At 68.2% G+C, this 1047-nt stretch carries 1 protein-coding gene; it reads left to right on the top strand.

What is annotated here, in order from left to right; genetic code table 11:
- On the top strand, window positions 1-856 hold an 856-nt coding region (locus ACWD1Z_RS37830), incomplete at its 5' end, for a DUF6923 family protein (protein WP_451125492.1).
- Window positions 857-1047: the final 191 nt, after the last annotated feature.

Raw genomic sequence — 1047 nt, forward strand, 5'->3', positions numbered from 1 at the left:
GTACGACGGCGACATCGCATCCGACGGCACATCCCTGCTCGTGGTGAGTACGCCCAATGTCCCCAGCTACACGATCGACGTGAACGCCGAGACGGCCACCGCCGGCAACCTCCCCGGCGGTGGTCGGTGGGACGACTACTCCTTCCACCCGAAGAACGGCCGACTGTACGCGGTCGAGGGGGACAACGGAGACCTGCTCCACATCGACCCGGCCCGGGAGCCGATGAAGCAAGTCCTTAAACAGGCCGTCTTCCCGCCGGCTGAGGCCAGCGGCTCCGACGGCTCACGCAAGGCGTATGCGGCCGCCTTCTTCGACCAGGAGGGCATGTTCTACGTTGTTGACTCCGCGGGCAACGTGTGCTTTCTCGACCTCACCGATCCCGACACCGTCCCCGACAAGGCACAGCGGATCGACGGCAGAATCCCTGTCGACGGCCTCGAGGTCATGAACGGCGCCGGGCGCATCGCACCACTTCCCCTCGACCCCGGCTACGACTACATCGTCGTGGACAAGCAGTTCAAGACGTCCTGGCCCGCCCCGTGGCCCGTCCAGGGCCGCGTGTACAGCTATACGCTCACCGTCACGGCCGTTAGCCCGGCCGACCCGGACGACCAGCGGGACGTGCGCAAGTTCCGGATTTCCTTCGACCTGCCCCCGGCCGAAGGAGCCGCGGTGGAGTCGTCCGGGGTCGAGGTGACTGCGCAGAGCGACGGACGGGTCTACGTGGAGTCCGTCGGCGACCAGCTCCTGCCCGCTGGCCAGTCCCGCCCCGTCGACGTCCAGGTCACTGTCCCGGGCAGCGACCTTCCCGGAGAATATCCACTGGACGGACTGAAGGCGACGCGTCTCGCCTGACCGGACTCGACCGCCTGCAGGAGCGCAACGGGATACTGCGGAGTGCGACGACCGTACGGGGTATCCCGACGGCCTCCTGCCACACTGCCGCGGAGCCGGGGGTGCCGTCCTGCAAGGCTGTCGGCGACTACCCTCGTGCCCTCACCGGCTGGTGTCCGTCCTGGTCGGCCGAAGCGTCCGGGCGCGGCGAC

The sequence above is a fragment of the Streptomyces sp. NPDC002784 genome (genome assembly GCF_053592135.1).